The organism is Parasynechococcus marenigrum WH 8102, from assembly GCF_000195975.1.
Lineage (GTDB): Bacteria > Cyanobacteriota > Cyanobacteriia > PCC-6307 > Cyanobiaceae > Parasynechococcus > Parasynechococcus marisnigri.
In genome coordinates this window covers 2,361,676-2,384,941 of record NC_005070.1, presented here as the reverse complement: position 1 = coordinate 2,384,941, position 23,266 = coordinate 2,361,676, and the positions used below count along the sequence as shown (strand labels likewise).

The 23,266-nt window shown below is 56.9% G+C and carries 24 protein-coding genes and 1 pseudogene; 12 read left to right on the top strand and 13 right to left on the bottom strand.

Annotated elements, in window-relative coordinates; all coding sequences use genetic code 11:
• Nucleotides 1-93: 93 nt before the first annotated feature.
• The 3 genes from TX72_RS13405 to TX72_RS13395 are packed head-to-tail and all read left to right on the top strand — an operon-like array spanning nucleotide 94 to nucleotide 2,596.
• Nucleotides 94-1,002 carry a metal ABC transporter substrate-binding protein gene (locus TX72_RS13405; RefSeq protein ID WP_011129334.1) on the top strand — a complete coding sequence of 303 codons (909 nt, stop codon included), beginning with the start codon at nucleotides 94-96 and terminating at the stop codon, nucleotides 1,000-1,002.
• Between the two features lie 3 nt (nucleotides 1,003-1,005).
• On the top strand, nucleotides 1,006-1,773 hold the full coding sequence (locus tag TX72_RS13400; protein ID WP_011129333.1) for a metal ABC transporter ATP-binding protein: 768 nt from the start codon (nucleotides 1,006-1,008) through the stop codon (nucleotides 1,771-1,773).
• Nucleotides 1,766-2,596 carry a metal ABC transporter permease gene (locus tag TX72_RS13395; RefSeq protein WP_011129332.1) on the top strand — a complete coding sequence of 277 codons (831 nt, stop codon included), beginning with the start codon at nucleotides 1,766-1,768 and terminating at the stop codon, nucleotides 2,594-2,596. Before TX72_RS13400 ends, TX72_RS13395 begins: the two co-directional genes overlap by 8 nt.
• Here TX72_RS13395 and TX72_RS14055 read toward each other — a convergent pair.
• Together TX72_RS14055 and TX72_RS12540 are read right to left on the bottom strand one after the other, a co-directional pair.
• Complete coding sequence (locus tag TX72_RS14055; RefSeq protein ID WP_158305760.1) at nucleotides 2,585-3,463, bottom strand: hypothetical protein; 879 nt, start codon at nucleotides 3,461-3,463, stop codon at nucleotides 2,585-2,587. The genes TX72_RS13395 and TX72_RS14055 overlap by 12 nt on opposite strands.
• A 162-nt stretch (nucleotides 3,464-3,625) precedes the next feature.
• Nucleotides 3,626-5,167 (bottom strand): ferredoxin--nitrite reductase, encoded by a 1,542-nt coding sequence (locus TX72_RS12540; protein WP_011129330.1) that lies wholly within the window; start codon nucleotides 5,165-5,167, stop codon nucleotides 3,626-3,628.
• A 560-nt stretch (nucleotides 5,168-5,727) separates the two neighbouring features.
• On the opposite strand from TX72_RS12540, the gene TX72_RS12530 reads away from it, so the two are divergent.
• Both TX72_RS12530 and cobA read left to right on the top strand, forming a co-directional pair.
• On the top strand, nucleotides 5,728-6,390 hold the full coding sequence (locus tag TX72_RS12530; protein WP_011129329.1) for a DNA mismatch repair protein MutS: 663 nt from the start codon (nucleotides 5,728-5,730) through the stop codon (nucleotides 6,388-6,390).
• Nucleotides 6,387-7,175, top strand: a complete 789-nt coding sequence (gene cobA, locus TX72_RS12525) for a uroporphyrinogen-III C-methyltransferase (RefSeq protein WP_011129328.1) — start codon at nucleotides 6,387-6,389, stop codon at nucleotides 7,173-7,175. Before TX72_RS12530 ends, cobA begins: the two co-directional genes overlap by 4 nt.
• A gap of 21 nt (nucleotides 7,176-7,196) precedes the next feature.
• Here the strand turns inward: cobA and moaB are convergent, their stop codons facing one another.
• Entirely contained in the window at nucleotides 7,197-7,694 is a 498-nt protein-coding gene (moaB, locus tag TX72_RS12520) for a molybdenum cofactor biosynthesis protein B (protein WP_011129327.1), read from the bottom strand.
• A gap of 51 nt (nucleotides 7,695-7,745) precedes the next feature.
• Here moaB and TX72_RS12515 point away from each other — a divergent pair, with 51 nt between their 5' ends.
• Nucleotides 7,746-7,976 (top strand): MoaD/ThiS family protein, encoded by a 231-nt coding sequence (locus tag TX72_RS12515; protein WP_011129326.1) that lies wholly within the window; start codon nucleotides 7,746-7,748, stop codon nucleotides 7,974-7,976.
• 3 nt (nucleotides 7,977-7,979) lie between these two features.
• The gene (locus tag TX72_RS12510) at nucleotides 7,980-8,408 is read left to right on the top strand and encodes a molybdopterin synthase catalytic subunit (protein WP_011129325.1); all 429 of its coding nucleotides are present in this window, start codon (nucleotides 7,980-7,982) and stop codon (nucleotides 8,406-8,408) included.
• On the opposite strand, the gene TX72_RS12505 is transcribed toward TX72_RS12510, so the two are convergent.
• Entirely contained in the window at nucleotides 8,372-9,235 is an 864-nt protein-coding gene (locus TX72_RS12505; RefSeq protein ID WP_011129324.1) for an NAD-dependent epimerase/dehydratase family protein, read from the bottom strand. The two genes, TX72_RS12510 and TX72_RS12505, sit on opposite strands and share 37 nt — an antisense overlap.
• 59 nt (nucleotides 9,236-9,294) lie before the next feature.
• Here TX72_RS12505 and TX72_RS12500 point away from each other — a divergent pair, with 59 nt between their 5' ends.
• Entirely contained in the window at nucleotides 9,295-10,092 is a 798-nt protein-coding gene (locus tag TX72_RS12500) for a hypothetical protein (protein WP_011129323.1), read from the top strand.
• On the opposite strand, the gene TX72_RS12495 is transcribed toward TX72_RS12500, so the two are convergent.
• From TX72_RS12495 to TX72_RS12480, 4 genes are read right to left on the bottom strand one after another with little or no spacing between them, the layout of a single operon-like run.
• Nucleotides 10,089-11,339, bottom strand: a complete 1,251-nt coding sequence (locus tag TX72_RS12495; RefSeq protein ID WP_011129322.1) for a molybdopterin molybdotransferase MoeA — start codon at nucleotides 11,337-11,339, stop codon at nucleotides 10,089-10,091. The two genes, TX72_RS12500 and TX72_RS12495, sit on opposite strands and share 4 nt — an antisense overlap.
• Nucleotides 11,323-11,799, bottom strand: a complete 477-nt coding sequence (moaC, locus tag TX72_RS12490) for a cyclic pyranopterin monophosphate synthase MoaC (RefSeq protein WP_011129321.1) — start codon at nucleotides 11,797-11,799, stop codon at nucleotides 11,323-11,325. The genes TX72_RS12495 and moaC overlap by 17 nt, the downstream gene beginning before the upstream one ends.
• Nucleotides 11,796-12,494, bottom strand: coding sequence for a carbonic anhydrase (locus TX72_RS12485; RefSeq protein WP_011129320.1), 699 nt, complete (start codon nucleotides 12,492-12,494; stop codon nucleotides 11,796-11,798). Before TX72_RS12485 ends, moaC begins: the two co-directional genes overlap by 4 nt.
• 38 nt (nucleotides 12,495-12,532) lie before the next feature.
• Nucleotides 12,533-12,841, bottom strand: coding sequence for a hypothetical protein (locus tag TX72_RS12480; RefSeq protein ID WP_011129319.1), 309 nt, complete (start codon nucleotides 12,839-12,841; stop codon nucleotides 12,533-12,535).
• A 278-nt stretch (nucleotides 12,842-13,119) separates the two neighbouring features.
• Between TX72_RS12480 and TX72_RS12475 the strand changes: the two genes are divergently transcribed.
• A complete protein-coding gene (locus tag TX72_RS12475) occupies nucleotides 13,120-13,587 on the top strand; it encodes a nitrate reductase associated protein (RefSeq protein ID WP_011129318.1) in 468 nt (155 codons plus the stop codon).
• Here the strand turns inward: TX72_RS12475 and TX72_RS12470 are convergent.
• Both TX72_RS12470 and TX72_RS12465 read right to left on the bottom strand, forming a co-directional pair.
• Entirely contained in the window at nucleotides 13,568-15,799 is a 2,232-nt protein-coding gene (locus TX72_RS12470; protein ID WP_011129317.1) for a nitrate reductase, read from the bottom strand. The genes TX72_RS12475 and TX72_RS12470 overlap by 20 nt on opposite strands.
• Nucleotides 15,800-15,878: 79 nt before the next feature.
• A pseudogene (locus tag TX72_RS12465) lies at nucleotides 15,879-17,419 on the bottom strand (NarK family nitrate/nitrite MFS transporter).
• Between the two features lie 283 nt (nucleotides 17,420-17,702).
• On the opposite strand from TX72_RS12465, the gene TX72_RS12460 reads away from it, so the two are divergent.
• The 3 genes from TX72_RS12460 to TX72_RS12450 all read left to right on the top strand — a co-directional run bounded on the left by TX72_RS12460 (nucleotide 17,703) and on the right by TX72_RS12450 (nucleotide 19,887).
• Complete coding sequence (locus TX72_RS12460; RefSeq protein ID WP_011129314.1) at nucleotides 17,703-18,278, top strand: molybdenum cofactor guanylyltransferase; 576 nt, start codon at nucleotides 17,703-17,705, stop codon at nucleotides 18,276-18,278.
• Nucleotides 18,275-19,315, top strand: a complete 1,041-nt coding sequence (locus tag TX72_RS12455) for a GTP 3',8-cyclase MoaA (protein ID WP_011129313.1) — start codon at nucleotides 18,275-18,277, stop codon at nucleotides 19,313-19,315. Before TX72_RS12460 ends, TX72_RS12455 begins: the two co-directional genes overlap by 4 nt.
• Nucleotides 19,316-19,395: 80 nt before the next feature.
• Complete coding sequence (locus TX72_RS12450) at nucleotides 19,396-19,887, top strand: hypothetical protein (protein WP_011129312.1); 492 nt, start codon at nucleotides 19,396-19,398, stop codon at nucleotides 19,885-19,887.
• Here TX72_RS12450 and TX72_RS12445 read toward each other — a convergent pair.
• Genes TX72_RS12445 through TX72_RS12435 form a run of 3 tightly spaced genes read right to left on the bottom strand, consistent with a single transcriptional unit; the run spans nucleotide 19,875 to nucleotide 23,208 of the window.
• The gene (locus TX72_RS12445) at nucleotides 19,875-20,774 is read right to left on the bottom strand and encodes a transglutaminase family protein (protein ID WP_011129311.1); all 900 of its coding nucleotides are present in this window, start codon (nucleotides 20,772-20,774) and stop codon (nucleotides 19,875-19,877) included. The two genes, TX72_RS12450 and TX72_RS12445, sit on opposite strands and share 13 nt — an antisense overlap.
• Nucleotides 20,759-21,742 (bottom strand): alpha-E domain-containing protein, encoded by a 984-nt coding sequence (locus TX72_RS12440; protein WP_011129310.1) that lies wholly within the window; start codon nucleotides 21,740-21,742, stop codon nucleotides 20,759-20,761. Before TX72_RS12440 ends, TX72_RS12445 begins: the two co-directional genes overlap by 16 nt.
• On the bottom strand, nucleotides 21,736-23,208 hold the full coding sequence (locus TX72_RS12435) for a circularly permuted type 2 ATP-grasp protein (protein ID WP_042504015.1): 1,473 nt from the start codon (nucleotides 23,206-23,208) through the stop codon (nucleotides 21,736-21,738). The genes TX72_RS12440 and TX72_RS12435 overlap by 7 nt, the downstream gene beginning before the upstream one ends.
• Between the last annotated feature and the right edge of the window lie 58 nt (nucleotides 23,209-23,266).

Genomic DNA, 23,266 nt, shown 5'->3' with positions numbered 1-23,266 from the left:
TACTAATACCAGGTAGCTTACACTGCCTTTTTTTTTCAGTGATTCAAATATATCTTTGGTTTTTCGTATCGTATTTGACTTCGCTTCTCCTACATGGTGCGCTTCAGTAAGTGGGCTACTGGCTCGCTAGCCTCAATATTTTTGGTTTCTTGCGGCTCCCTCACAACGCCTCCTGAGAGGTCTAAGAAAATTTCTATTATGACCTCATTCCTTCCCATAACACTATTTGCTAGGGCAGTAGCCGGTGAATGCGGTGATGTCAAAGCTTTAATACCCACAAATATTGGACCACACGATTTTCAATCAACTCCTAAGGACATTCTATCTATTGGCAAGGCTGATATATTTTTTATTAACGGCTTGGGAATGGAGACTTTTTTAGACAGGCTAATCTCTTCATCAGCGAGTACAACATTATCCGTTGTTGACACTAGTATTGGTATCAAGACCATTTCTACTGATATCTCTAACGCGGATTCTGATCCTAATCCTCACATATGGTTAGATCCTATACGCGCTATTAGCCAGGTTGAGACTATTAAAGATGCTCTTGCGGAATTAAACCCTGCTTGTAGTGAAGTTTATACTTTAAATGCCTCCGCTTATGTGGATGACCTGCTCGCATTGCATGCTGAAATTTTATCCAAGTTGGAGCCTTATCAGGGCAAATCATTTATCGCCTATCATGACTTTGCACCATATTTTGCTGAACGATATCAATTAAAAGCTGAATACTTAGTTGATCTGCCAGATATCAATCCAAGCCCCGTTGATTTACAGCGAGTTTCGAATCTTGTTCGAGACTCCGATTTAAAGGCTCTTTTAACTGAGCCTCAAGATGGAAACAATTCTTTCAATTCGTTGGCACGTGATCTTAATATTAAAATAGCACTATTCAATCCCATTGAAACTATTTCACGGGATTTTGTGTATGACGAGTCTCTCTATTTTGACCTTATGCGGGATAACTTGTCCAATCTTCTTCTCTCTCTTGGTGGTTAAACTATGTCATATCCAATTGCTTCTGTTAAGAATCTTACTGTAAGAAGGGGTGCCAATGTTGCTGTAGATGATGTTTCTTTTGAATTATTAGCTGAGAGTGATACAGCTTTAGTTGGCCCTAATGGTGCTGGTAAGAGTTCATTAGTTGCCTCCTTGTTGGGTCTTATTCCGCGCGTCTCAGGCGACATCACTATTATGGGCACCAAAATGAATAAAGCTGGGTATCTACCGAAATCCATACGCGAGCGAATTTCTTATATTCCACAGAATTTTTCTTTTCAGGGTCAGTTTCCCCTCTCCGTATTTGAGTTCGTGCAACTTGGACTTAGTAATTGTTCGTCCTTTCTACGCATGCGTGACTCCCATACTAAGATTTTAGTTCATCGATCTTTGGAAAGAACCGATACTTTTAATTTAAGACGACGTCTTCTTAGTGAACTTTCTGGCGGTGAACTGAAGCGAGTTATGCTTGCATTTTGTATCGTACGTCCGAGGGATCTTCTTGTTTTGGACGAAGTTCAGGCTGGTCTAGATATACCTTCAACTCAACGTTTTCAAAAAATGTTATTTGAATTGCGTCGGCAGGAAGGTTGGACTGTCCTCCATATATCTCACGATATTGATATGGTTCTCCGTAGTAGCGATCAAGTACTTGGTTTAAATAGACGTTTGTGCTGCCGAGGTGTACCTAATCTTGCATTGACTTCCGAAAGATTAAGTGTTCTCTATGGGCCCAATATAGTTTCTTATCAGCATCAATGTCGTGGGTGATTTATCAACTTTTTTTGAGTTATTTGATGAGCCATTTATTCACCGCGCATTAATTGGTGGCTTTTTAACTGGTTCTTTAGGAGGGCTTATAGGTTATTTTGCTGTACTCCGACAACTTGCTTTTTTTAGTGATGCATTAGGGCATTCTGCCTTGCTCGGTATAACTCTAGGTATCCTTTTAAATGTGAATCCTACTTTTGTTCTTATTCCTTTTGCCATTATATTTGCATTTCTTGTAAATAATCTAGTTGAGAGCAGTTCTTTGCCTACCGACGCACTATTGAATATCGTATATTCTAGCTCTCTAGCAGCAGCTGTTCTTGCCTTAAGTAAAATCAACTCTTATAGTGGTAGCATTAAGCAGTTGCTTTTTGGAGATATTCTTGGTATTACAGCATCAGATATATATATTACATTGATCCTTTTTATTGTTTCTTTTATCTACCTTGTCTTTAGTCTTCGTTCTCATGTTCTTTTAACTCTTAATGAGGATTTGGCTGGCTCTATTGGTATTAACACAAGATTCCATAAACTTGCTTTCATCATTTTATTGGGTATTGTTGTATCTGTTTCAATTAAGTCTGTTGGTGTATTGCTTATAAGTGCTTTCGTTGTAATACCTGCATGCGCTGGTAGACTTATTTCGCGTAAGTTTAGTTCTTATATTGTTTTTTCTATGGTGCTGGGCGGTTTGTGTGCTCTGTTTGGGCTTATTTTATCAGGTTTCTTTAATCTACCTTCAGGTCCTTCGATTGTAATCTTGCAATTCTTTGCTTTCCTTTTTTCTTTGATATTTTCTCGTGTATACAATTTAGTAGAATAATCTTTTTGCGATTTCTTCTCCGAATTCTTCGTGGCAACCTAGCCTACCTCTAACGTATAAAATATCTTTAATGCTATCTGAGAGTACTTCCATCTCTGATAATGATTTTTTTGGTGAATCCTTCGGTATAACAAGAGTAGACATTTCTTGAATCTTTTTTGTATTTGATATCCACCACTTCTTATTTTTATCTATATCTAAACTCCCTGTTACGAATGCTGCGCTTGCGTATCGTGCTCCCTTTTGTCGAGATAATACTTGGAGTCTGAGTATTTTATCATTATCAAGGTCATTCTTATTTAGCCATACATGCCTTTTCATCATGAATCTTATAATCACTTTTGTTGTATTTATGAAGTATAGTATTGGACCAATGATAGGAAGTCTTACTATTTCATTTATGATGTTTAGCCTCTTAGGAGACCATCCTGTCATACTTGGAAGTGGACCTCTCCATGTTGGTGCAATTAGCACAACTTGTTTTATTGTATTGATGTACTTGTCTTTTAGTGTAAGTACAACTGAGGCACTATGACCAGCTGCAACTATAGTTAGCTTTTTATTATTTTTTCTCTGGATTGCTTTGATAGCTTTTCTAAGTGTTTTTTGTAATACTTTTCCGCTGTAGTGTATATCTTTTTTATCACTTTCGCCGAATCCAGGCCAATCAATTGTTATTAATTGGTATTTATCTGTCACTATTGCTTTAAAACTCTGCCATTCATCGCTTCTTGAAATTGTACTTAAGGCCGGAAGCATTAGCATTGGAGGTTTTTCTCTTTTACCTTCCCATTTCATCTGTATTCCTATTTTCTTGTTATCATGAATAATTGAGAATCTTTCTCTAATGTGATATAGATTCTCCATCTGATTTAAGTTCGATACTTTCTTTGTTATACCTTTTAACCCTAGCATGATCTTTTTTTCTATACTCTAATTATTGCAATTCTTTTAATTTTGCAATATTATCTTTACTCTTCTCTGTTGATCAACTTTGCTTTATAACTTGTTTTATTTCTTATAAAATAATTATTTCTTTTCTGTAGCTCCAAATTTTGAAATAAGTACTTCCTTAAGGGCTGTTTTGATTTCAGCCGCAGGTATAGCTTTGCGATAGATTTGACCAATAGTTGGGTTGCGACCCTGTGAACCACCAATAGTCATTGTGTAGCCTTCACCCATTACTCCTTCAGCATTTTTAGCCTTTGTACCTGTTAAACCTATTGCTCCCATATAAGCCTGTCCACATGTATTTGGGCAGCCAGTCCAGTGAACTTTTATCTCTTCAGGTAGATTCAACTCCTCGTCAAGTTCCTTTGCTGCTTTTAAGGCTTGGTCTTTAGTGTTGGTAAGCGCAAAACTACAGTAAGTATTTCCCGTGCAGGACACTGTTCCTGCTGAAATATTGCTAGGTGCTAGGGGGAAACGCTGCAATAATGTATCAGTCTTTAATTCTTCAACTTTTTCACTCGTAAGACCTGTGATAATTATATTTTGGTCTTCTGTGAGTCTAATTTCTCCATTTCCATATTTGAGACTCGCTGTTGCGATATCTTGTAGATCCTCTGCCGTGAGGCGACCGACCGGCACGTGTATGCCAGCAAAATAAAGTCCGGCTTGTTTCTGCTGATTAATGCCGAAGTGAGAGCGTGGAGAGTTTTCGAATATTGAGCCTGGATCGGGAGTGAGTGTTCCGTACAGTTTTTCCACTTGGCTGCGGAATTCCTCGTGCCCTATCTCATCGAGATACATGCGGAAACGTCCCTTGGTTCTCTTCTCTCTTTCTCCATTGTCTCTCCAGAGACGAATCACAGTATCCAAAATGTTGCAGATCTCGTCAGGTAATACCCATACATTCATGGGAAATGCATATGCGTTCATCTGTGGAGATAAAATCCCTCCAATCCAGATGCTAAAACCCATCACGCCGTTATTCTCAACGGGATGAAACACTATGTCGTTGTGAAGAAGGAAATTGTCTTTAGATCCTGCAACTGCTGTGTTCCATTTTCTCGGTAGGTTGGAATATTCCGAATTTCCCTCACAATTATTTGTGAGAAAGTTCTGCAATTTAGTTGTGTAAGGTCTCGTATCGACGATTTCGTTCGGATCTATTCCTGCGAGTGGATTGCCGGTTACGTTTCGTGGATTATCAAAGCCCGACTGGATGCTACTTAGTCCGGCTTCACGCAGTCTTCTAAGGATCTCGGGAAGATCGCATAATAGTATTCCTCTAAGTTGCAGGTTTTGCCTTGTGGTGATGTCGCAGCTTCCATTTTCTCCATAACGTTCAACTATTGAAGCTACAACTCGTATTTGATTGGATGTCAATACACCATTTGGTATTCTAAGTCTTAGCATGAATTTTCCGGGTGTTTTCGGACGCCAGAACATTCCATACCATTTCAGACGGAGTTTTAAGTCGGTTTCATCCATATTTTCCCACCCAATTTTTGCAAACTTTTCGATTTCGCTTCCTACTAAAAGCCCATCTTTTTCCAACTTACTTTTTTCAATCTTATTCAATTTTTTTTCTGCGAAGTAGGGGTTGACTTGGTTTTTGATGGTCATGATTCATGAAAATAGGGCGGACTGATCGATCAAAAAATGTAGTAGATCAGTTTAATCGGCCCGGGGACCTTTGTCGCTACGTAATAATGAAAGCGTGCGATAGTGAAGTAACCTTCGATTTCTCGAGCTACTTAAGAAATATATTAGCACAATGTTGGTTTTTTAGGCTCCCAGCTTCCCTGTTGATTTTATATTCTTTTTCCTGTGCGATCTATGCTATTCATTTTATAGATTTAAATCTGATGTAAAACTCTGTTCAGCATGCGGGCAGCTCCCGAGCTGATCATTTGCCAAACCGTCTTCAAAGCGGCTACGTCCTTTTCTAGTTCGTACTCAAAAGTTGTTCTGTTGATGGAATTACGATTCCGCTCGTATTGCCGTCTGTAACTCTTGTCGTACGGCTTTGCCCTTTTGCGCATACTGGGACTCTTAATTTCAATTAATGTAGAGCTTAGGTCAAAGCGCCGACGTGTCTGTGCCCGGTAGAAACGACTTTCCAATGATGCACGTTCGTTTTGTTGGCGAGGTGCCATGTACTTACCCCAGGTCATTACTTCTCGATGACATCAGATAGCTCTTTTTTTGATCCGTGGCCATTGCTACGGAATGACGCTTCCGATCGGGGGCGTCAAGGGTTGCATCTGGTGGTGCATGGCCGTAGTGGCGGTGTCGTTCCCGACTGCTTGGCCTCCCTGCCGGATCTCCTGGCCCAGCGGCGATCGGCGCCCGTTCAGTTGGAGGTGCTGACGGCTGAACAACCCGTGTCGGCGCTTCCCCAACCCTCTTGGATTGTTCCGTTGCTGCTGTTGCCTGGAGCGCATGCCCGAACGGACGTGCCGGCGATTCGCAACAGGCTTCATGCCGCCGGGGCCAGCGTGCGTTTGCTTCCCTTTCTGGGCTCCTGGATCACCTGGTGGAACGCGGTGATCTCAGCACTGCCGGTGTCTGAGCGCCGTGATGCCGTGCTGGTGCACCACCCCCTGCGCCCGGGAGTGGCGGATCGCTTCCTCGCGATGCTCTCCTCTCGCCTGGCCTTGCCATTGGTTGCCTTTGATGCCTGGCCCAAGTATCAGCAGCGCCATCCCTGCGCCCGCCCACTCCCGTTAACCCTCGCCCCGAACCTCATGACGGAGGCATTGAGCGAAGCTGGTGGATTGCCTCCTCTGCTGGAGCATCCCCCCACCCGCCAGGCCCTGATCGATCTGCTTGTTTCTCTGCCGTGACCAACGCTGAACAAACCGGAACCGTTTATCTGGTGGGAGCCGGTCCCGGCGATCCCGAATTGCTCACGCTGAAGGCGCATCGGCTGCTGAGCCAGTGCGATGCCCTGGTGTACGACTCGCTGGTGCCCAGAGAAGTGCTGGATCTTGTGCCGGCGTCCTGTGAGCGCCGTTTTGTCGGCAAGCGTCGCGGACATCATTCGGTGCCACAACCCAGCACGAATGCCGTGCTCGTTGAAATGGCCCAGAAGCACAGCACGGTGGTGCGTTTGAAGGGGGGTGATCCTTTCCTGTTTGGTCGTGGAGGGGAAGAAGCGGCTTACCTGGCGGAGCGAAACATCCCTGTTCAAGTGGTGCCTGGTGTCACCGCTGGTATTGCCGCCCCTGCCTACGCCGGGATTCCCGTCACCCACCGGCGGGCGGGCTCATCGGTGACCTTCGTCACCGGTCATGAGGAAATCGACAAGCGCCGTCCCTCCGTGGATTGGCGCGCTTTGGCCACGGCCAGTGACGGATTGGTGATCTACATGGGGCTCCACAACCTGCCCCGGATCGCAGAGGAGCTGATGGCGGGTGGTTTGGCCGCGACAACCCCCGTGGCGGTGATCCAGCAGGGGACGGTGGCGGGGCAACGCTGCCTCAAAGCCACCTTGGTAGACGTTGCCGATCAATGCCGAGCCGAAGCCTTCAAGTCGCCCTCGATCGTTGTGGTGGGTGAGGTGATTGATCAGCAGGTTGAAGCTTGCAGGCCCTCACCGGCAGCGGTCACGATGCCGATTCTGTTCTGAACAGCTACCCTCGATCCCGCTTTATTCCTTCAAGCGAGCCCGCAGTTGGGCCAGGTTGCAGGGACGGGTCTGTTCATCAAGCTGAGCACGGATGAGCTTGTCCCAAGCGGTGGTTACCGCATCCAGAGATCCCGGCAGCACAAACACAAAGGTGCCGTTGGCCACGCCGGCAAGGCAGCGGCTTTGCAGAGTGCTGGTGCCAATGCTCTCGAAGGAGAGCACACGGAACAGTTCCCCGAATCCCTCGATTGTTTTGTCCAGCAGCGGTACCACCGCTTCAGGGGTGCCATCACGGCCGGTGAGTCCGGTGCCGCCGCTGGTGATCATCACATCAACCGCGGGATCGGCGATCCAGCGGCTCAGTTCACGGCGGATCTGATAGCAATCATCCAGGCAGAGTTGTCGCTCGTGAAGGCGATGGCCGGCGGCTTCAAGGCTGCGCTGCAGCTGATCTCCGCTGCTGTCGTCCGCCAGGCTGCGTGTGTCGGAGATGGTGAGCAGGGCGATGGACAGGGCCATGGCACAGCGGCGAAGCCTTCGGACGCTAGAACCGCTCCAGATGGGAAGGCCATGGTGCTCCGGGTGTTGCTGTTCGCATCCCTGCGCGAACGCGCCGGTTGGGGCGAGCGTTCCCTTCCGTTCACTTCAGGCGTTTCGACGGCCCGTGAGGTCTGGGACCAGTTGGATCTTGGTCCGCTCGAGGGCATCAGCATTGCGGTGAACCAGGAGTTGGTCGGTGCCAATCAGCCGTTGCAGGCTGGAGATGAGCTGGCCTTTCTGCCACCGTTCACGGGGGGGTGAACCATGACCGGTTGCCGTGTGGAGGTGTGCCCGGATCCCTTTGATCCGTGGCAGCAGCTTGCGCTCTGGTGTGGGGATGCCGCGGCCGCGGCCATCTTCATCGGTCGGGTGCGGCCCACCACGATGGATGGCCGGCCTCTGGAGGCGCTGGAGCTGGAGCACTTCCCCGGCCTCTGCGAACGTCAGATCACAGCTATGGCCCAGCGTCTGCAGCAGGAGCACCAGGCGGGGCCGATTTTGGTGCTGCATCGGGTGGGCAAGCTTGCCCCCGGTGAGCCGATCGTGCTGGTGGCGGTGCAGGCCGATCGTCGTGGAGCGGCGCAGCGCTGCTCAGCCGCCTTGTTGGAGCATCTCAAGCACCAGGCCCCGTTCTGGAAGCGGGAGTGGTGCGCGGGTCAGGGCACCTGGCTGGTGGCCAACACGCCACTCTGATCAAGGCGCGGGTGCTGCAGTTGGTAGCCCAGCTGTTTGAGCCGGGTGTTGCGAATCCGTCGGCCCCCTGAACCCGGTTCGTCCTGCCCCAGCCAGCGCACGGGGGCCAGACCCTGGCGCTGCAGGCTGCGCCCTACCAGGTCTCGCAGCTGAATCGGCTCGTCGTTGACCACGTTCACCAGACCGGCCCATTCAGCATTGAGAGCGGCTTCCAGGGCACCGGCGGCATCCGCCACATGCAGCCAGTTGCTGTAGGTCGCTCCGTTGCCAGGACGTTCCAGTCCAGCAAGTCCGCGCAGGCGTCGATCAAGATCGCGGCCAGGGCCATAGAGCGCTCCAAGGCGAAGGATACACACTCGCCGGTCGCTGATGCCGCTGAGCAGATGTTCGCTTTCCAGCAGAACATCGCCATGGCCGCGGCTTGGCGCGGGTGGTGTTTGCTCATCCACCCAGTCCCCTTCGGCATCGCCGTAGATCGAGCAACTGCCCGTGTAGACGATCTGCCGCAGTTCCCGCAGTTGTGGCAACAGTGACGTCAGGCAGCGGAAGCTGTCGACGAAGGTGTGGCGGTAGCCGTTGGCATCCACCTGGCGATCTCCTTTGGGCCCAAGGCAGAACACGGCGCTGCTGCTCTGCCGCAGGGCGGCCAGCAATTGCATGGGGTTGGTGGCATCGCACACCTCAACCCGATCGGCCAGGGGGTCGAGTTGCTCCAGCCGTTCGCTGTTGGTGGTGGTCAGCGTCAGCTTCAGCTGGGGCCGTCTCGGTTGCAGCCGCTCCGCCAGGGCGAGCCCCACATAGCCGCAGCCAACGATCGTCAGGTCCATGGCGGGGATGGCTGTTGGCGCGACGCTAAGGAGATCGACCGTTCCATGCCGTCACGGACATGACCGATCAATGGACCCTCAACCGCCGCAATTTCGCGGGTCACTGGCAGGGCTGTGGCCATTGGTTTAAGAGGGACGGCAGCGGTCGGCTCGATCTCCAGCGTCCGACCCGTCGAATCCACCCCACCACATATGTGATTTCCTTTGCCGATGACGACCACGGAGTGTGGGATGGATCGGGTCTGGCCTTAGCTCCCGGGGGGCAGGCCACCTATCCCATCAGTCGAGCCACCTACAACGCTGGTGGAGGCTGCTGGCAGTTCCCCGGGGCAGGAGGTCAGTCCAGCCTGGGGCTTAATCCCGATCGTCCCCGCTTCGGCCATGAAATCAATCTGTTCTGCGGTCGGTCCCGCTCGATGCTGGTGCTGCTCTGGGAACCGCTCGATGGCTGTTGGCGTCTGCAGCGTGTTGGGGCGGTGGGCTTCCGTTGCCTGAACAGTCCTGATCCCGAATCCGACCGTCCCGCATGCGGGACACCCGAGGCCCTGCTGGCGCCGGTGCAGGGGTGGAGTGGCAAGCGGCAGATGCTCAGACCGCAAGCGGGGGTGAACGGCCAGGCTGAGGACGCTGCTCCGCTGGTGTTCGATCCAAGCCAGCTGTTGCACAACGACTGCTCAGCCGTGATGCCCGACGGCTTGGTGTTCTCGGTGCCCAGTGAGCTCCCCAATCAGCCCTTCAGCCTCGAGATCGGTGGCCGTCTCGGCGCTGCGCTGTTTCAGCAGATCAGCATCCATTTCGATTCATCGGGCCAACTCATGGCCTGGGAGCGCCGATGCTTTCAGCATGATCTGGCTTAGAAGATCCGCTGACGAATCACCTGGGCCCAGAGACGGGTGCCCCTTTCGAGCGGGCCGGCTTCCGCTGGCAGTTCCAACAGCAGATCGGCCTGTTGCAGGGAACCGATCCGGGATGAGGCCTGCGAGCCATCCACCCGTGCCAGCAGCTTTCCTGCGGCGTTGGTGTCGAGGCGGGCCCGTGCCAGTTCCGGCCGTCCCGGTCGGCGGGACAACGGGTCGGCCAGTTCCACCATCACCCGGGGGAACAGCTCTGGTTCGCTCTGGCCCTCAAGAACCTGCAGGGCGGGCCAGAGCAGTTGCAGGGCGGTGACCGCCGCCGCCACGGGATTGCCCGGCAGTCCGAAAAACGGCACGCCCTCACCGATGCTGCCGAAGGCGAAGGGGCGCCCCGGGCGTAGGAACAGTTTCCAGAAGTCCACGGCACCCAGTTCCGCCACCAGCGGTCTGATCCAATCGGTGTCGCCTGCGGAGACGCCGCCGGTGCTCACCACCACGTCGCAGTCATGGGCCAGATCCAGCAGAGCCTGGCGCAGGGCGTCGGGTTGATCGGCCACCACCCGTCGCTCGGTCACCGATTGCCTGAGGGCCCGGAGCATTGTCTCCAGAAGCGTGCCGTTGCTCTCCCAGATGGCACCGGGTTGCCGTGCTGTTCCGGGTGGCACCAGCTCGTCCCCGCTGATCAGCAGCCCGATGCGGGGTTGCTGAGCAACGGTTAAGTCGGCGATGCCGCAGCCGGCGAGGCGTGCGAGATCGGCGGCACCCAGGCGCTGTCCAGCAGACAGGAGCAGGTCCCCGGGTCGGCATTCCTCATCCTCGGGACGAATCCAGGGACGATCCGACGCTTTTTTCGCCAGCTGCAGGCTGCTGCCGTCAATGGAGATCAGTTCCTGGGGCAGCACCCAGCCGGCACCGTCCGGCAGTGGAGCTCCGGTGAGGATGCGGATCGCATCGCCGTTGGCCAGGGTCCCATTGAAGGGTTGGCCGGCGGCGGAGCGTCCCTTCAGCAGCCAGGTCTCCCCAGGTTTGGGCTGGTGGCTCTGCCCCAGGGCATAGCCATCCATGATCGAGGCCCGGAACCCTGGAACGGCCTCGCTGGCGAGCACAGCCGCTGCGCTTACACGGCCGAGGGCCTGCTGCAGGGGAACCGTGTTGCTGGCGGTGATCGGTTGAATTGCCGCCAGAACCCGTCGACGTGCCTCCTCCAGGGGGAGCCCTTCGCGTCCGTAGGGCTCAGCGCTCCCAGACACCGTTCCGCCCTCCTTCCTTGAACTCAAGCTGGATCGCCTCGATCGTCATGGCTGGATCGACCGCCTTGAGCATGTCGTAAAGGGTCAGCAGCCCCACAGACACCGCCGTCATCGCTTCCATTTCCACCCCGGTCTGGCCTGTGGTGCGGCAACGGCAGTGGACGACCAGGCCAGGCAGCGATGCGTCGGCGTCGATCGTCACATCCATGCCACTCAGTGGCAGGGGATGGCACAGGGGAATCAGTTCCCAGGTGCGTTTGGCCGCCTGGATTGCTGCCACCCGTGCGACTGCCAGAAGATCTCCTTTTGGTGTCTCGCCCCGCTGGATCAGGCTGAGGGTTGAGGCGTCCATGCGAATGGCTCCACGGGCATGGGCTTCGCGCTGGGTCGCCGGACGGTCCCCCACATCCACCATGTGAACCTCGCCTTGCTGGTTCAGATGACTCAGGTTTTGCGTCATTCGATCAAGGTCACAACACCGCTGCTGAGTTGGAAACAACCCACCACCAGTTTCAGCGCACCGCTGGCTTTGGCGTCGGCCAGAACGGCGCTGCGTTGCATCAACGTGGAGGCGCTGGCGAGGGCGTTGCGCTTCACCGCTTCTTCCAGATCGCTGCTGCCGCTGATGTTCTCCCGGATGGGTTGGATCAGCCGGTCCAGGGAAGGGGTCAGCGGATCGGTGCCCATCGCCGCGGTGACGGCTCCGCAGCCGCTGTGTCCCATCACCATCAGCAGCGGCGTTTTGAGAATGCTGACGCTGTATTCAACGGAGGCAATGGCTTCGGTGAAGGCGGTGTTGCCGGCGTTGCGGATCACGAACAGCTCGCCAGGGGTGGTGTCGAACACCCAGCTCGGCGACACCCGTGAATCAGAGCAGGTGAGCACGGTGGCCCAGGGATGTTGGCTGGTGGCCAAAGCCCTGGGAGAGTTGAAGCAACGCGGGTCGGGATCCGCCGCTCGGAGTGTCGTTTTGGTCTCCTGGTCGGCCCGTTGCCAGGCCTCGGCAAACCGGCGGTTCCCCGCCATCAGGGCCTGGAGTGGATTATCCGGGACGCAGAAATCCTTCTCTGCCGCCTCAACAGGCCAGGCTCGCATCAGGGCGGCCAAGGCCAGACCGCCCGTCGTTTGGAGGAAGTGACGCCGCTGAATCCCCATGCCGGCACCCTATGTGGGCCGGCTGGTGGGCTGTTCGATCAGCGCTCGCCGAAGGGTGCCCAGAGGGTGGCCTCGGAGCCGACAACCGGCTCAACGGCGGGTTGGATGGCAGCAGCCGGTTGGGCCGTTGCGCCTGTGTTGGCGCTGGCGATGTCACGCTCCGCCAAGGGAACCCAGAGGGCAGCGTGGCCCGCGATCACCGGCTCCACAGCGGCGACGCCCGACGACATGGTGGCGGTTTGGCTGCGCACCAGCTGGACGGCCAGGGAGCCAACGATGAAGGCTCCGAGAAAGCCAGCGGCCAGGGTGATCGGGCTGCGACCAGCGGAGACGATGCTGTTGGTCAAAACTCAAAACTCTCGTATCGAGCTTCAGTATGGAAAAAATTGGTGTTGACCGCTACTGAATGGAGAAAAACTTGTCGTCGATTTAACGGTTCTTACGACTTCAAGAAGGTCTGAATTGTCGTTTGCTTGGCCCTCAGCCGTCACCCAACCGTGGGACATGCCAAGCAACATTCCGAGGGAGAGGGCGAATCGCACGGACGTGGATGTGTAACGAGATGAACATCTCTGATTTCCTGATTGGTCGTTGTCATCATTGACACCGTTCGCGGGCTTCGTTGATGGCCAGCACCTCTGATTCATCCAGCCATTGTTTTGCTTTCGAGCAGGATTTCATCGGTACCTGGCGTTGCATTCCCCTTTGCGTGCGCCGCAAGTTGGATCTGGCCGGTGTGAAGCTCAAGCTCAGCCACTGGTTGGCACTCACGCAGAACCAGCGGCAAGAGCTGGTGGATTGGTCGGACGCTGCAAATGCGCTCGATCAACTCCGGCAGTACCTGCGGGATCTCACAGAGGGGATGGCTGATGGTGTGGTGAAGGATTTGCCGCCGGCTGTGGGCGCAGCCTGGCAGCAGCAGTCCGTTTTACCGGCAGAGATTCACCGCGCTGCGGTGGCCCGGGGTGTGGAGTTGACGCCTGAGCAATGGGCCCACGTCACTGAGCTGGAACGTTTCGCTCTCTGCAAGCTGGTGCGGCCGGGTCATGACCACCACAACCTGGATGCCGCCTTCAGCGAAGTGCTGGGGTGAGCAGGCGCCGCAGTGCCTCCAGGCGTCCTTTCTCCTGCTCCACCGGTTTCACCACGGAGACCGCCGGCGCCACGATCACAGCGCAGGCTTTCAGTTCCGGTTGCTTGGACACCGGGCAGGCATCGTCATGCATCAGCGTGTTGGCTTCGCAAGCCTTCTCCTGGGTGAATCCCCAGTGCATCGGCAGGAACACAGTTCCGCAGCGGATGCGATCGGTCACCTTCACCGTGGCTGTGAGGTGGCCGCGGCGCGAGCTGATCGCAGCCAGCTCGCCGTTGCGCAGTTGTAGTTCCTGGGCATCGCTTGGATGAATCTCCAGCAATGGCTCAGGGTGCTGTTTCATCAGCCGCTCCACTTTCCCGGTCCGGGTCATCGTGTGCCACTGCCCCAGGTATCGACCGACGGTCAGCACCAATGGGTAGGTGTCGCAGGGGGGTTCTGCCAGGCCTAAAGGCTGGTCGGTGCTGAAACGCGCCCGGCCGCTGGGGGTCGCGAACAGATGGTTTTCGTAGAGGCGTTTGGCTGCTGTGCTGGGGATGCTGCCCATGGGATAAGGCCATTGCTGAGGCCCCGCTTGCTCAAGCAGTTCGTGGCTGAGGCCACTGACGTCACAGAGGCGTCCCTGGGTGAGTCGGGTGAATTCGGCGTACACCTCGGCAGCCGAGTCGAAGCGGAACTGCTCGGTGTAACCCAACCGGCGACCCACGTCCGCGAACACTTCCCAGTCCGGACGGCTTTCCCCGAAGCGGAGGCGGTAGGCAGGACAGAAGGTCACACGCCGCTCGGAATTGGTCATGGCGCCGGCCTTCTCACTCCATTGGGCGGCTGGCAGCAGCAGGTGGGCGTAGTGGGACGTTTCTGAGTCGGCGTAGGCCTCGCTCACCACCACCAACGGGCAGTTGCCCATGGCCTGTTTGACCCGATCCAGGTCCGGCATGCTCACCAGCGGGTTGGTGGCGGCTACCCACCAGAGATCAAGGTCACCGCGTTCCATCGCTTCCACCTGCTGCCACGCTGCAAGCCCCGGCTTGGCGGCGATTTGGCCAGCCGGGAGCTTCCAGGCCTGTTCCACCTCGGCGCGGTGCTCAGGGTTGGCCACCAACCGATAGCCCGGCAGCAGGTGGGCGAGCCCCCCGGCTTCGCGGCCGCCCATGGCATTGGGTTGGCCGGTCAGGGAAAACGGGCCCGCTCCTTCGTTGCCGATCTGGCCGGTGAGCAGATGCAGATTGATCAGGCCTTGCACCACGGCCGTTCCTTCACGGCGCTGGTTCACCCCCATCGACCACAAACTCAGCACCTTTTGGCGCCGGTGAAACAGAGCCGCCACGTCCCGCAGACGTTTCTCGGGGATGTTGCAGAACAGGGCCACCCGTCTGGGGGTCCAGCGGGCGGCCACGTCGAAGAACGCGTCGTAGTTCTCGGTGTGGTTGTCGATGAAGGCTGGATCCTGGCCGTTGTCCCGCAGCACCAGGTGGGCGATGCCGTGTAGCAGGGCCAGGTCGCTGCCCGGAGCAATCGGCAAGTGAATATCAGCCGCCTTTGCGGTGTCGGTGCGGCGTGGGTCCACCACCACGATCTTGACGCTGCCCGGGTTCTTGCGTTTCCGCTTCAGCAGCCGCTGGAACAGCACCGGGTGGCATTCGGCGGTGTTGGTGCCGATTAGAAAGGCCACCGTGCAGTGATCCAGATCCTCGTAGCTGCAGGGCGGGCCATCGGAACCCAGGCTGCGGGTGTAGCCGGCCACCGCTGAGCTCATGCACAGCCGCGAGTTGGCATCGAAATTGTTGGTGCCCAAGGCGCCTTTCAGCAGTTTCTGGGCCAGGTAGTAATCCTCGGTGTGGAACTGCCCTGAGCCGTACATGGCGATGCCATCGGCATTGCCGCGCCGGGCCAAGCTCGCCTTGATCTGTCCGGTGATTTTGTCGAGGGCGTCGTCCCAGCTGATCGGCGCAAAGGCGTCCGTGAGCTTGCTGCGGAACAACGGTTGTCGCAGTCGTCCCCTGGCCAGGGTTTCGCCGACGGTGGCCCCCTTGATGCACACCTGGCCAAGGCTGGAGGGGTGTTCGCGGTCGCCGCGGGCGGTCCACATCGGGTTGCCTTCTGCATCCCGCTTCACGGCTTGACCCTTCACGGCCGGAGGCAGCAGCTCAAGACCGCAGCCCACACCGCAGTAGGGGCACTGGCTGCGAACACTGCGAGGGCCGTCAGACATCAGGGCTTACGAAAGAGAAAAGCCCGAAGCCGAAGCTCCGGGCCGTGATGCAGCGCCACTGCGCTGCTGGACATCACAATCAGGCGGTTTCGCCTTCATGCAGTTCCGCGAAAGATCCCTTGGGCTCCTTGAGGAAGAAGAAGCAGAAGAAGGCCACGATCAGACCGGCCACGCCCAGGATCTGGAAGAAGGCGCTGTTGGAAGCCGCGATCACCTCGGGGGTGGGTTCGCCGCCGCCGCCCATCCACATCGGCAGAAGGCTGAAGATGGTCAGGTAGGTCACAGCACCAACGTTGCCGTAGGCACCCACCAGGCCGGCCACCTGACCGGTGACGCGACGCTTGACCAGGGGCACCAGCGCGAAGGTGGCGCCTTCACCGGACTGCACGAAGAAGGAGGCGAGCATGGTGATCACCACGGCAACGGCGATGCCGGTGGTGCCGGTAAAGGTGCCGGGCTTGATCATGCTCATCACCAGGTAGCCCACGCCGAGACCGGCGGTGAGGAAGCCCATGGTGTTCTTGCGGCTGCCGACGCTGTCGGAGATCAGACCACCGGCAGGGCGGGCAACCAGGTTCACGAAAGCAAAGCAGGAGGCCAGGATTCCGGCGGTGGCCTTCGGCAGATCGAAGGTGGTTTCAAAGAAGGTGGGCAGCATCGAAACCACGGCCAGTTCGGAGCCGAAGTTCACGATGTAGGTGAGCTCGAGGATCGCTACCTGGCGGAACTCGTAGCGGTCTTCCTTGGGATAGACCTTGTTGCCGAGGATCAGGTCGCGGTTGGTGCGAATGATTCCCCAGGTCTGGAAAGCAAACCAGACGGCAACAGCCCCGAGAGCCAGTGGGTAGGTGGACGGAGTCAGGAAGCCCACCTTGCCGAGACGCCAGCAGAGCACGCAGAGGATGGCTGCGAAGGGCACGTTCATGCCGAGCAGACCCCAGAAGTCGCGCATGGAGGTGACCTCCAGGCCTGCGGTTTTCTCAGGGCGCTGATAGGTCTTGCCGGGGGGGTGTCGGTGACGTTGAAGAAATAGAAGAGGCCGTAAACGGCGGAGACGATGCCGGTGAGGGAGATGGCACCACGCCAGTTCAGAACAGTGCCGGTGGGCAGTTCGAAGCCGCCGGAGAAGGAGAGGAAGCCAGCGAGGGCAACCATCGTGAGGGCGGAGAAGGCGGAGCCGAAGTTGCCCCAGCCGCCGTAGATGCCTTCAGCCAGGCCGATTTCCTTAGGCGGGAACCATTCGGCCACCATGCGGATGCCGATCACGAAGCCGGCGCCAACAATGGAGAGCAGCAGACGGGCCACCACCAGCTGGTTGAAGCTCTGAGCGGAGGCAAACAGCAGGCAGGGAATCGCTGAGAACACCAGGATCGACGAGTAGGTGATCCGGGGTCCGAACTTGTCGAGGAGCATGCCGATCAGCACGCGCGCAGGAATGGTGAGGGCCACGTTGCAGATGGCCACTGTGCGGATCTGACCAACGGTCAGTCCCAGGTCCGCTTTCACGGTGGTGGCCAGAGGGGCCAGGTTGAACCAGACCACAAAGGTCAGGAAGAAGGCGATCCAGGTGAGGTGAAGGGTTCGGTACCTGCCCTGGAACGACCAGAGGTCGCCAAGCATTGAGAAGAGAAATGTTGAAACCGCGGGCTTCAAAACGAAAGGGTGCCCGTGGGTGGCGAAACGGTCGAAAAAAATCCGTTAACTCGGGCAGTTAATCAATCAACAGGGAACGACTTCGTTGGAATTGCTACCAATGGAAGGGTTTGTGTGATGAGAGGAACATCGCTTGGGCTTATCCGATTGATCAGCATCCGCGTTCAGTTTTTGCTTGGTAGCGGTTGTCACCGCGGGGAATGGGTTTTGCTGAGATGGAATCAATGATGGCTGGAGACATTTCGCGTTGATGTTGTGTGCCTGCTTGTTCAGCGGTGGAGAGAGCCGGCGCATGGGTCAGGACAAAGCTCTGCTGCCGCACCCCAGTGGAGGGCTCTGGCTGACCGCCCTGGTGGATCAGGTGAGGCTTCTCGGTTTGCCGTTGCAGGTGGTCAGCCGTCATCCAACCCATGGGGATCAACTGGCTGATCGTCGCGGCGTCACCGTTGTGCAGGAGCCACCGCCCTGGCAGGGGCCACTTCAGGCTCTCGGCCGCGTGTTGCCTGGTACCCCTGCTGAAGCTCTGCTGGTGCTGCCCGTGGACATGCCTCGGCTCAGTGCTGCTGTTCTTCAGCAGTTGATCAACTCCTGGTATGAGAAGCCTGATCAGATCGCCGTTGCCCAGGATGGGCAGCGCCTGCAGCCATTGCTGGCGGTGATTCCAACGGGAGAACCGTTTCAAACCAGGCTCGCTGAGCAGTTGGCCCGCGGTGAACGGCGTTGGATGGCTTGGTTGGCGTCGGTGCCCCATCGGCCGGTGGTGCTGCCGTCTCAGGCCTTGCTGAATGCCAACCGTCCGGAGGATCTGGCAGCGTTGATGGCATGACACCAGCTTCAGCGCTTGTCGATCAGCGGTCGCGGCCGTTGAGAGTGCTTCGGTTGTCGTTGACGGCCCGCTGCAACCTGGCCTGTCCTTACTGCTGTCCGGATCTTGAGGATCCGCCGGATTTGCTCAGCCTGGAGCAGCAGCTGCGCCTGATTCGTGTTGCCTGCCGGCTGGGGATCCACAGCCTGCGGCTTACCGGTGGCGAGCCGTTGCTCAGTGCTCGGCTTCTCCCCCTGTTGCAGGCAATCGCGGCAGCACGGGCAACGCCTGGCGATCCACTGCAGGGTCTTCAGCAGGTGGCCCTCACCACCAATGGGACCTTGCTGAGCGACCAGCGAGCTTGCGATCTCAGGCAGGCCGGTTTGGATCGCATCACCGTGAGCCTTGATGGCGTGGATGGGGCTGTGGTGGCGCGGATGGCAGGACGACCAACTGCCACAGCGGGGGATTCATTGGCGCGGAAGGTACTCGGTGGATTGGCTTCGGCTCGTTCCGCTGGTTTTGACCCTTTGGCGGGGGAACTCAAGCTCAATGCCGTGATCCAACGGGGGGTGAATGAGGATCAGCTTCTGCCTCTGGCGGATCTGGCTCGTGATCAAGGTGTGGAATTGCGCCTGATTGAGTACATGGATGTGGGCAACCGCAATCAGTGGAGGCTGGATCAGGTGCTGTCAGCGGCGGAGATGGTGACGCGGATCAGGGCACGGTGGCCGCTTCAGGCAGTTGGCCGACCCACCGGCGGAACAGCTCAGCGTTGGCGTTACGTCGATGGTGGTGGACATCTCGGCGTGATCGCCTCGATCAGCGAGCCGTTCTGCGGGGATTGCAATCGACTGCGGGTCACAGCTGATGGACAGGCGTTCCGCTGCCTCTTCGCGTCGGTGGGGACTGATCTGAAACCCGCTCTGCACTGTGAGGCGGAATTGCTGCGGCTGGTTGCTGATCTCTGGCGGCGCCGTGACGACCGTTACAGCGATGAGCGCCAGCAGACGACCGGTTCCATGCCCCATGCCGAAATGGCTTATCTCGGTGGTTGAACCGTTGCCACCGTCACCGTTTTGCTTCGATAACCCCAGTACAACCATGTCAGAGCTTGGGCTTTGTCACGCCCCTGGAGATGTTTGAACTGCTGGCCTATGAACGCTTCCGCGACACACCAGCGGTGCGTTTTTTCGACGTTACGGTGGACACCTCCAATGCCCGCGATCTGGTGATCCACAGTGGCCCGGCCACCAGTCCACCCAACGATCCCGACAGCGGGGCCTGGCAGTTCTATCTCCATCCACACCAGGAAGACAATCTTCTGGCCGCCAGTGGTGGGCGAACGTTCTACCTCGTCAACCTGGCCTGGGATCAGCCGTTCCACATCGTGCGTCTCGACAGTGGCGGCGACATCCTGCGCATTCCACCCGGAACGTTTCACCGCTCGGTATCTGATCCCGACGGTTCGGTGGTTCTCAACCAGGCGGTCCGGGAGGAGGGGGTGTCGTTGGTGCAGGAATTCCGCGTCTACAACAGTGCCCGCATTCCAGCGCTGTTAGCGGTCACCTCGATTCAGGCTCCGCCTCCCCGTCTCCATGGTGTCGAGCCGCTGCTTCAGGCGGCCTGAACCATGGTTTGGCTGGACGAAGCGACCGGTCTGGGTTCGACATCCGCGTCAATGGTCCAGCTCAGGTGGCTTGTCGTTGCTGGGGGTCCTGTAAAGCTTCCCTGAACCGCTGCACTGAGATCCGGTTTGGAGGAACTGACAAGCACGATGTAGCGCGAGGTAATTTCACCACCTGCACTTGGATCAAAACCGCGCCAGCCGGCACCCGGCAGATAAATCTCGGTCCAGGCGTGAAGGTCGTAGGTCTCAGGTGCTGGTTCGGCCAGGTGGTAACCACTCACAAACCGAGCCGGCAGCCCCACGCTGCGGCAGCACTCCATCATCAGCATCGCCAGATCACGGCATGAGCCCACACGCTCCCGCAAGGTCCTGCCCGCTGGCCAGGCTGGGCCCACATGGCGCTGGGTGTACTTGACCCGGTCCTGGATCATCTCCATCAGTTGCTGGAGAAAAGGCAGCACCTGCTGATTGCTTCCCATCAGAGCGTCCTGCGCCAGTTCCACAGCTGAGGGGTCGTGTTGACCGTTGGGCAACCACCCTTCCAGAGCCCCCAGTAGGTCGTGGTTCAGCAGACCGCGCGGATAGGGAAGCGAGGGTTCAAGTCCGTTGAAACATGTGAGCAGCGGTGCGGCCTGCCGGGTTTCCACCAAGCTCCTGGCTTCGAGCTGCAGCAAATCGGTGCTGCCTCGGAAGCGCACGCGCTCGATCGCATCGCCACTGGCGGCCAACAGCTCATGGCTGTGGAAGGGTTCCGGTGTGATCTGCAGTGTGTGGTGGATCAGCCGTTGATGGCCCTGGGCCCGGGGCCGCAGACAGAGGCGGTGTTCTCCGAGCTGCACGGGAGCCTCGTAGCGATATGTGAGGCGATGGTTCAGCTCAGCGCGCATGACGGCTCGGTGGGGATGGAGCCCAGGTCGGTGGTGGTGAAGTAGCAACGGTGGATGAGGCCATGCAGTCGGTTCAGATCGCTTTGCAGTTGATCGATGGCCTCATGCAGTCCGCGTTCGATCAGAGCGTCGATGCGGACGTAGCTCCATTGGGCGAGCAACTGACCGCCCAGGCATTCCAGGTCATCCGGTGGGCCGGTGTGGGGTTTCCTCTGAATGCGTTGCAGCGTCTCGTTGATCTGTTGCAGGCAGAAGCGGACCGAACGGGGAAAGATCGGATCCAGGAGCAGGAATCGTGCAACTGATGCTGGTGTGATCGCCTGCTGCACGCTCTGGCGATACATCTGATAAGCCCCAGCTGTTCGAAGCAGTGAGATCCACTGCAATTCATCGAGAACGCCGCCCACCTCCGTTGGCGTTGGCAACAGAAGGAAGTACTTCACATCGAGGATGCGGGAGGTTTTGTCTGCCCGTTCGATCAGCCGTCCCAGCTGGCTGAACAGCCAGGCTTGATCACGACTGAGGGTCACGTCCGTGATGCCGTAGAAGAGCTGACATCCGCGTCGGATGCTGCGCAGCTGTTCTTGATCCGGCTCCTGCCAGAGCGCCTCACCGTCTTGAACGTTCCAATAGAGGTCATTGAGCTGCTCCCACATTTCCGTGGTGATCACATCGCGGATTTGGCGAGCGTTCTCACGGGCGTTGGCGATGCAACTCACGATGCTGTTGGGGTTGTCGCGATCCAGCAGCAGAAAGCTGACGACGTCCCGTGGTGTGCATTGGGGATAGGCCTCGTCAAACCGCTTGCGGTCCCCATTGGCATCCACCAGGGGAAGCCAGGGCTCAGCGCTGCCGGGGGGGCAATCCAGGGCCATGGCTTCGCTTACTTCCAGAAACCGGGAGATGTTTTCGGCCCGCTCGACATACCGGTTGATCCAGTACAGCGAATCGGCCACACGGCTCAGCACGGCACGAGCTCCTGATTGCCAGCCGTTACGGCACTGTCGCTGACCACCCAGGTGTCCTTGCAGCCGCCCCCCTGGGAGGAGTTCACCACAAGGGAACCGCGTTTCAGGGCTACACGAGTCAAGCCGCCGGGGCTGACCCAGTCGCTTTTACCCCGGAGCACGTAGGGGCGCAGATCCACATGGCAGGGGTACAGCTCCCCTTCGCTCAGGGATGGAACTGTGGATAACTGCAGGGTGGGCTGGGCGATGAAATTGCGCGGGTGAGCCTTGATCTTCACCGCGAAGCTCTCAATCTCCTCAGAACTGGCATGGGGCCCGATCAACATTCCGTAGCCGCCTGCCTCGGCGACTGATTTCACTACCAGTTCGTTGAGATGTTCGAGCACATAACGGCGGTCGTCGTCCCTTGAGCAGAGATAGGTGGGGACGTTGTCGATGATCGGTTCTTCGTTGAGGTAGTAACGGATCATGGCCGGCACGTAGGCATAGATCAGCTTGTCGTCAGCGACACCGCTCCCAGGGGCGTTGGCGATGGCCACCCGACCGGAGCGCATGGCATCGATGAGGCCGGGGACACCGAGCATCGAATCGCGTCGGAACACGTTCGGATCGAGGAAATCGTCATCGATGCGCCGGTAGATCACATCCACAGGTTCCCGACCGGCCGTGCTGCGCATCCAGACGCGTCCGTCTTCACAGATCAGATCGCGGCCTTCCACCAGGGCAATGCCCATCTGCTGGGCCAGATAGCTGTGCTCGAAGTAGGCGCTGTTGAACACGCCGGGGGTGAGCAGCACCACCCGTGGGGCATCACTCCAAGGAGCCAGATCCTGCAACGTGCGCAAGAGATGGGAGGGGTAATCGTCGATCGGCTGCACGGTTCGCCCTTGGAACAGGCTGGGGAACAACCGCTTCATCACCCGACGGTTCTCAAGGAAATAAGCCACGCCAGAGGGGCAGCGCAGGTTGTCCTCCAGAACCCTCCAGGTGCCGTCGCCATCGCGGATCAGATCCAGACCTGAGATGTGGCACCAGCGGTTGAGCGGCACGGCGATGTCCTGCATCTGGGGCCGCCAGCCCTGGGAGCTCTCCACATCCTCACGGGGGATCACGCCATCATTGAGGATCCGTTGGGGTCCATAAACGTCCGCCAGAAACTGATCAATGGCCTCCAGGCGTTGCACCAATCCGCGCTCCAGAACGGACCATTCCTGACGGTGAATGAGTCTTGGCAGTGGATCGAAGGGAAGGATCCGCTCTCCGCCATGCAGACCTGATCCGTTGAGTCGGAAGGTGGCGCCAAGACGTCGCAACAGATTGCTCGCTGATGCATGACTGCGATTCAGTTCCGCCAGCCCCATGGCTCCAAGGGAGGACAGCAGCGGCTCCAGATCAGCGCGGGGAGCGGACTGTTCACGGCAAAAATATTCGTCGTACCCATGGGTTGGTCGGTACTCGGTGAACATTGCCTGAACGATGAATAGGCGCATCCAAAAACTCGATCAGGGCCCCGCGGGTTGTGAT

Excerpts from the sequence above, each read along its gene's own strand:
- moaC (WP_011129321.1), bottom strand. The coding sequence starts at position 11,799 with ATGACGCAAAACCTGAGTCATCTGAACCAGCAAGGCGAGGTTCACATG.
- TX72_RS12475 (WP_011129318.1), top strand. The coding sequence starts at position 13,120 with ATGGCCAGCACCTCTGATTCATCCAGCCATTGTTTTGCTTTCGAGCAG.
- TX72_RS12505 (WP_011129324.1), bottom strand. The coding sequence starts at position 9,235 with ATGGACCTGACGATCGTTGGCTGCGGCTATGTGGGGCTCGCCCTGGCG.
- TX72_RS12435 (WP_042504015.1), bottom strand. The coding sequence starts at position 23,208 with ATGTTCACCGAGTACCGACCAACCCATGGGTACGACGAATATTTTTGC.
- TX72_RS12515 (WP_011129326.1), top strand. The coding sequence starts at position 7,746 with ATGGTGCTCCGGGTGTTGCTGTTCGCATCCCTGCGCGAACGCGCCGGT.
- TX72_RS12450 (WP_011129312.1), top strand. The coding sequence starts at position 19,396 with ATGTTTGAACTGCTGGCCTATGAACGCTTCCGCGACACACCAGCGGTG.
- TX72_RS13400 (WP_011129333.1), top strand. The coding sequence starts at position 1,006 with ATGTCATATCCAATTGCTTCTGTTAAGAATCTTACTGTAAGAAGGGGT.
- TX72_RS12540 (WP_011129330.1), bottom strand. The coding sequence starts at position 5,167 with ATGACCATCAAAAACCAAGTCAACCCCTACTTCGCAGAAAAAAAATTG.
- TX72_RS12530 (WP_011129329.1), top strand. The coding sequence starts at position 5,728 with ATGACATCAGATAGCTCTTTTTTTGATCCGTGGCCATTGCTACGGAAT.
- moaB (WP_011129327.1), bottom strand. The coding sequence starts at position 7,694 with ATGGCCCTGTCCATCGCCCTGCTCACCATCTCCGACACACGCAGCCTG.
- TX72_RS12455 (WP_011129313.1), top strand. The coding sequence starts at position 18,275 with ATGACACCAGCTTCAGCGCTTGTCGATCAGCGGTCGCGGCCGTTGAGA.
- TX72_RS12445 (WP_011129311.1), bottom strand. The coding sequence starts at position 20,774 with ATGCGCGCTGAGCTGAACCATCGCCTCACATATCGCTACGAGGCTCCC.
- TX72_RS13405 (WP_011129334.1), top strand. The coding sequence starts at position 94 with ATGGTGCGCTTCAGTAAGTGGGCTACTGGCTCGCTAGCCTCAATATTT.
- TX72_RS12485 (WP_011129320.1), bottom strand. The coding sequence starts at position 12,494 with ATGGGGATTCAGCGGCGTCACTTCCTCCAAACGACGGGCGGTCTGGCC.
- TX72_RS14055 (WP_158305760.1), bottom strand. The coding sequence starts at position 3,463 with ATGGAGAATCTATATCACATTAGAGAAAGATTCTCAATTATTCATGAT.
- TX72_RS12470 (WP_011129317.1), bottom strand. The coding sequence starts at position 15,799 with ATGTCTGACGGCCCTCGCAGTGTTCGCAGCCAGTGCCCCTACTGCGGT.
- TX72_RS12500 (WP_011129323.1), top strand. The coding sequence starts at position 9,295 with ATGACCGATCAATGGACCCTCAACCGCCGCAATTTCGCGGGTCACTGG.
- TX72_RS12510 (WP_011129325.1), top strand. The coding sequence starts at position 7,980 with ATGACCGGTTGCCGTGTGGAGGTGTGCCCGGATCCCTTTGATCCGTGG.
- TX72_RS12460 (WP_011129314.1), top strand. The coding sequence starts at position 17,703 with ATGTTGTGTGCCTGCTTGTTCAGCGGTGGAGAGAGCCGGCGCATGGGT.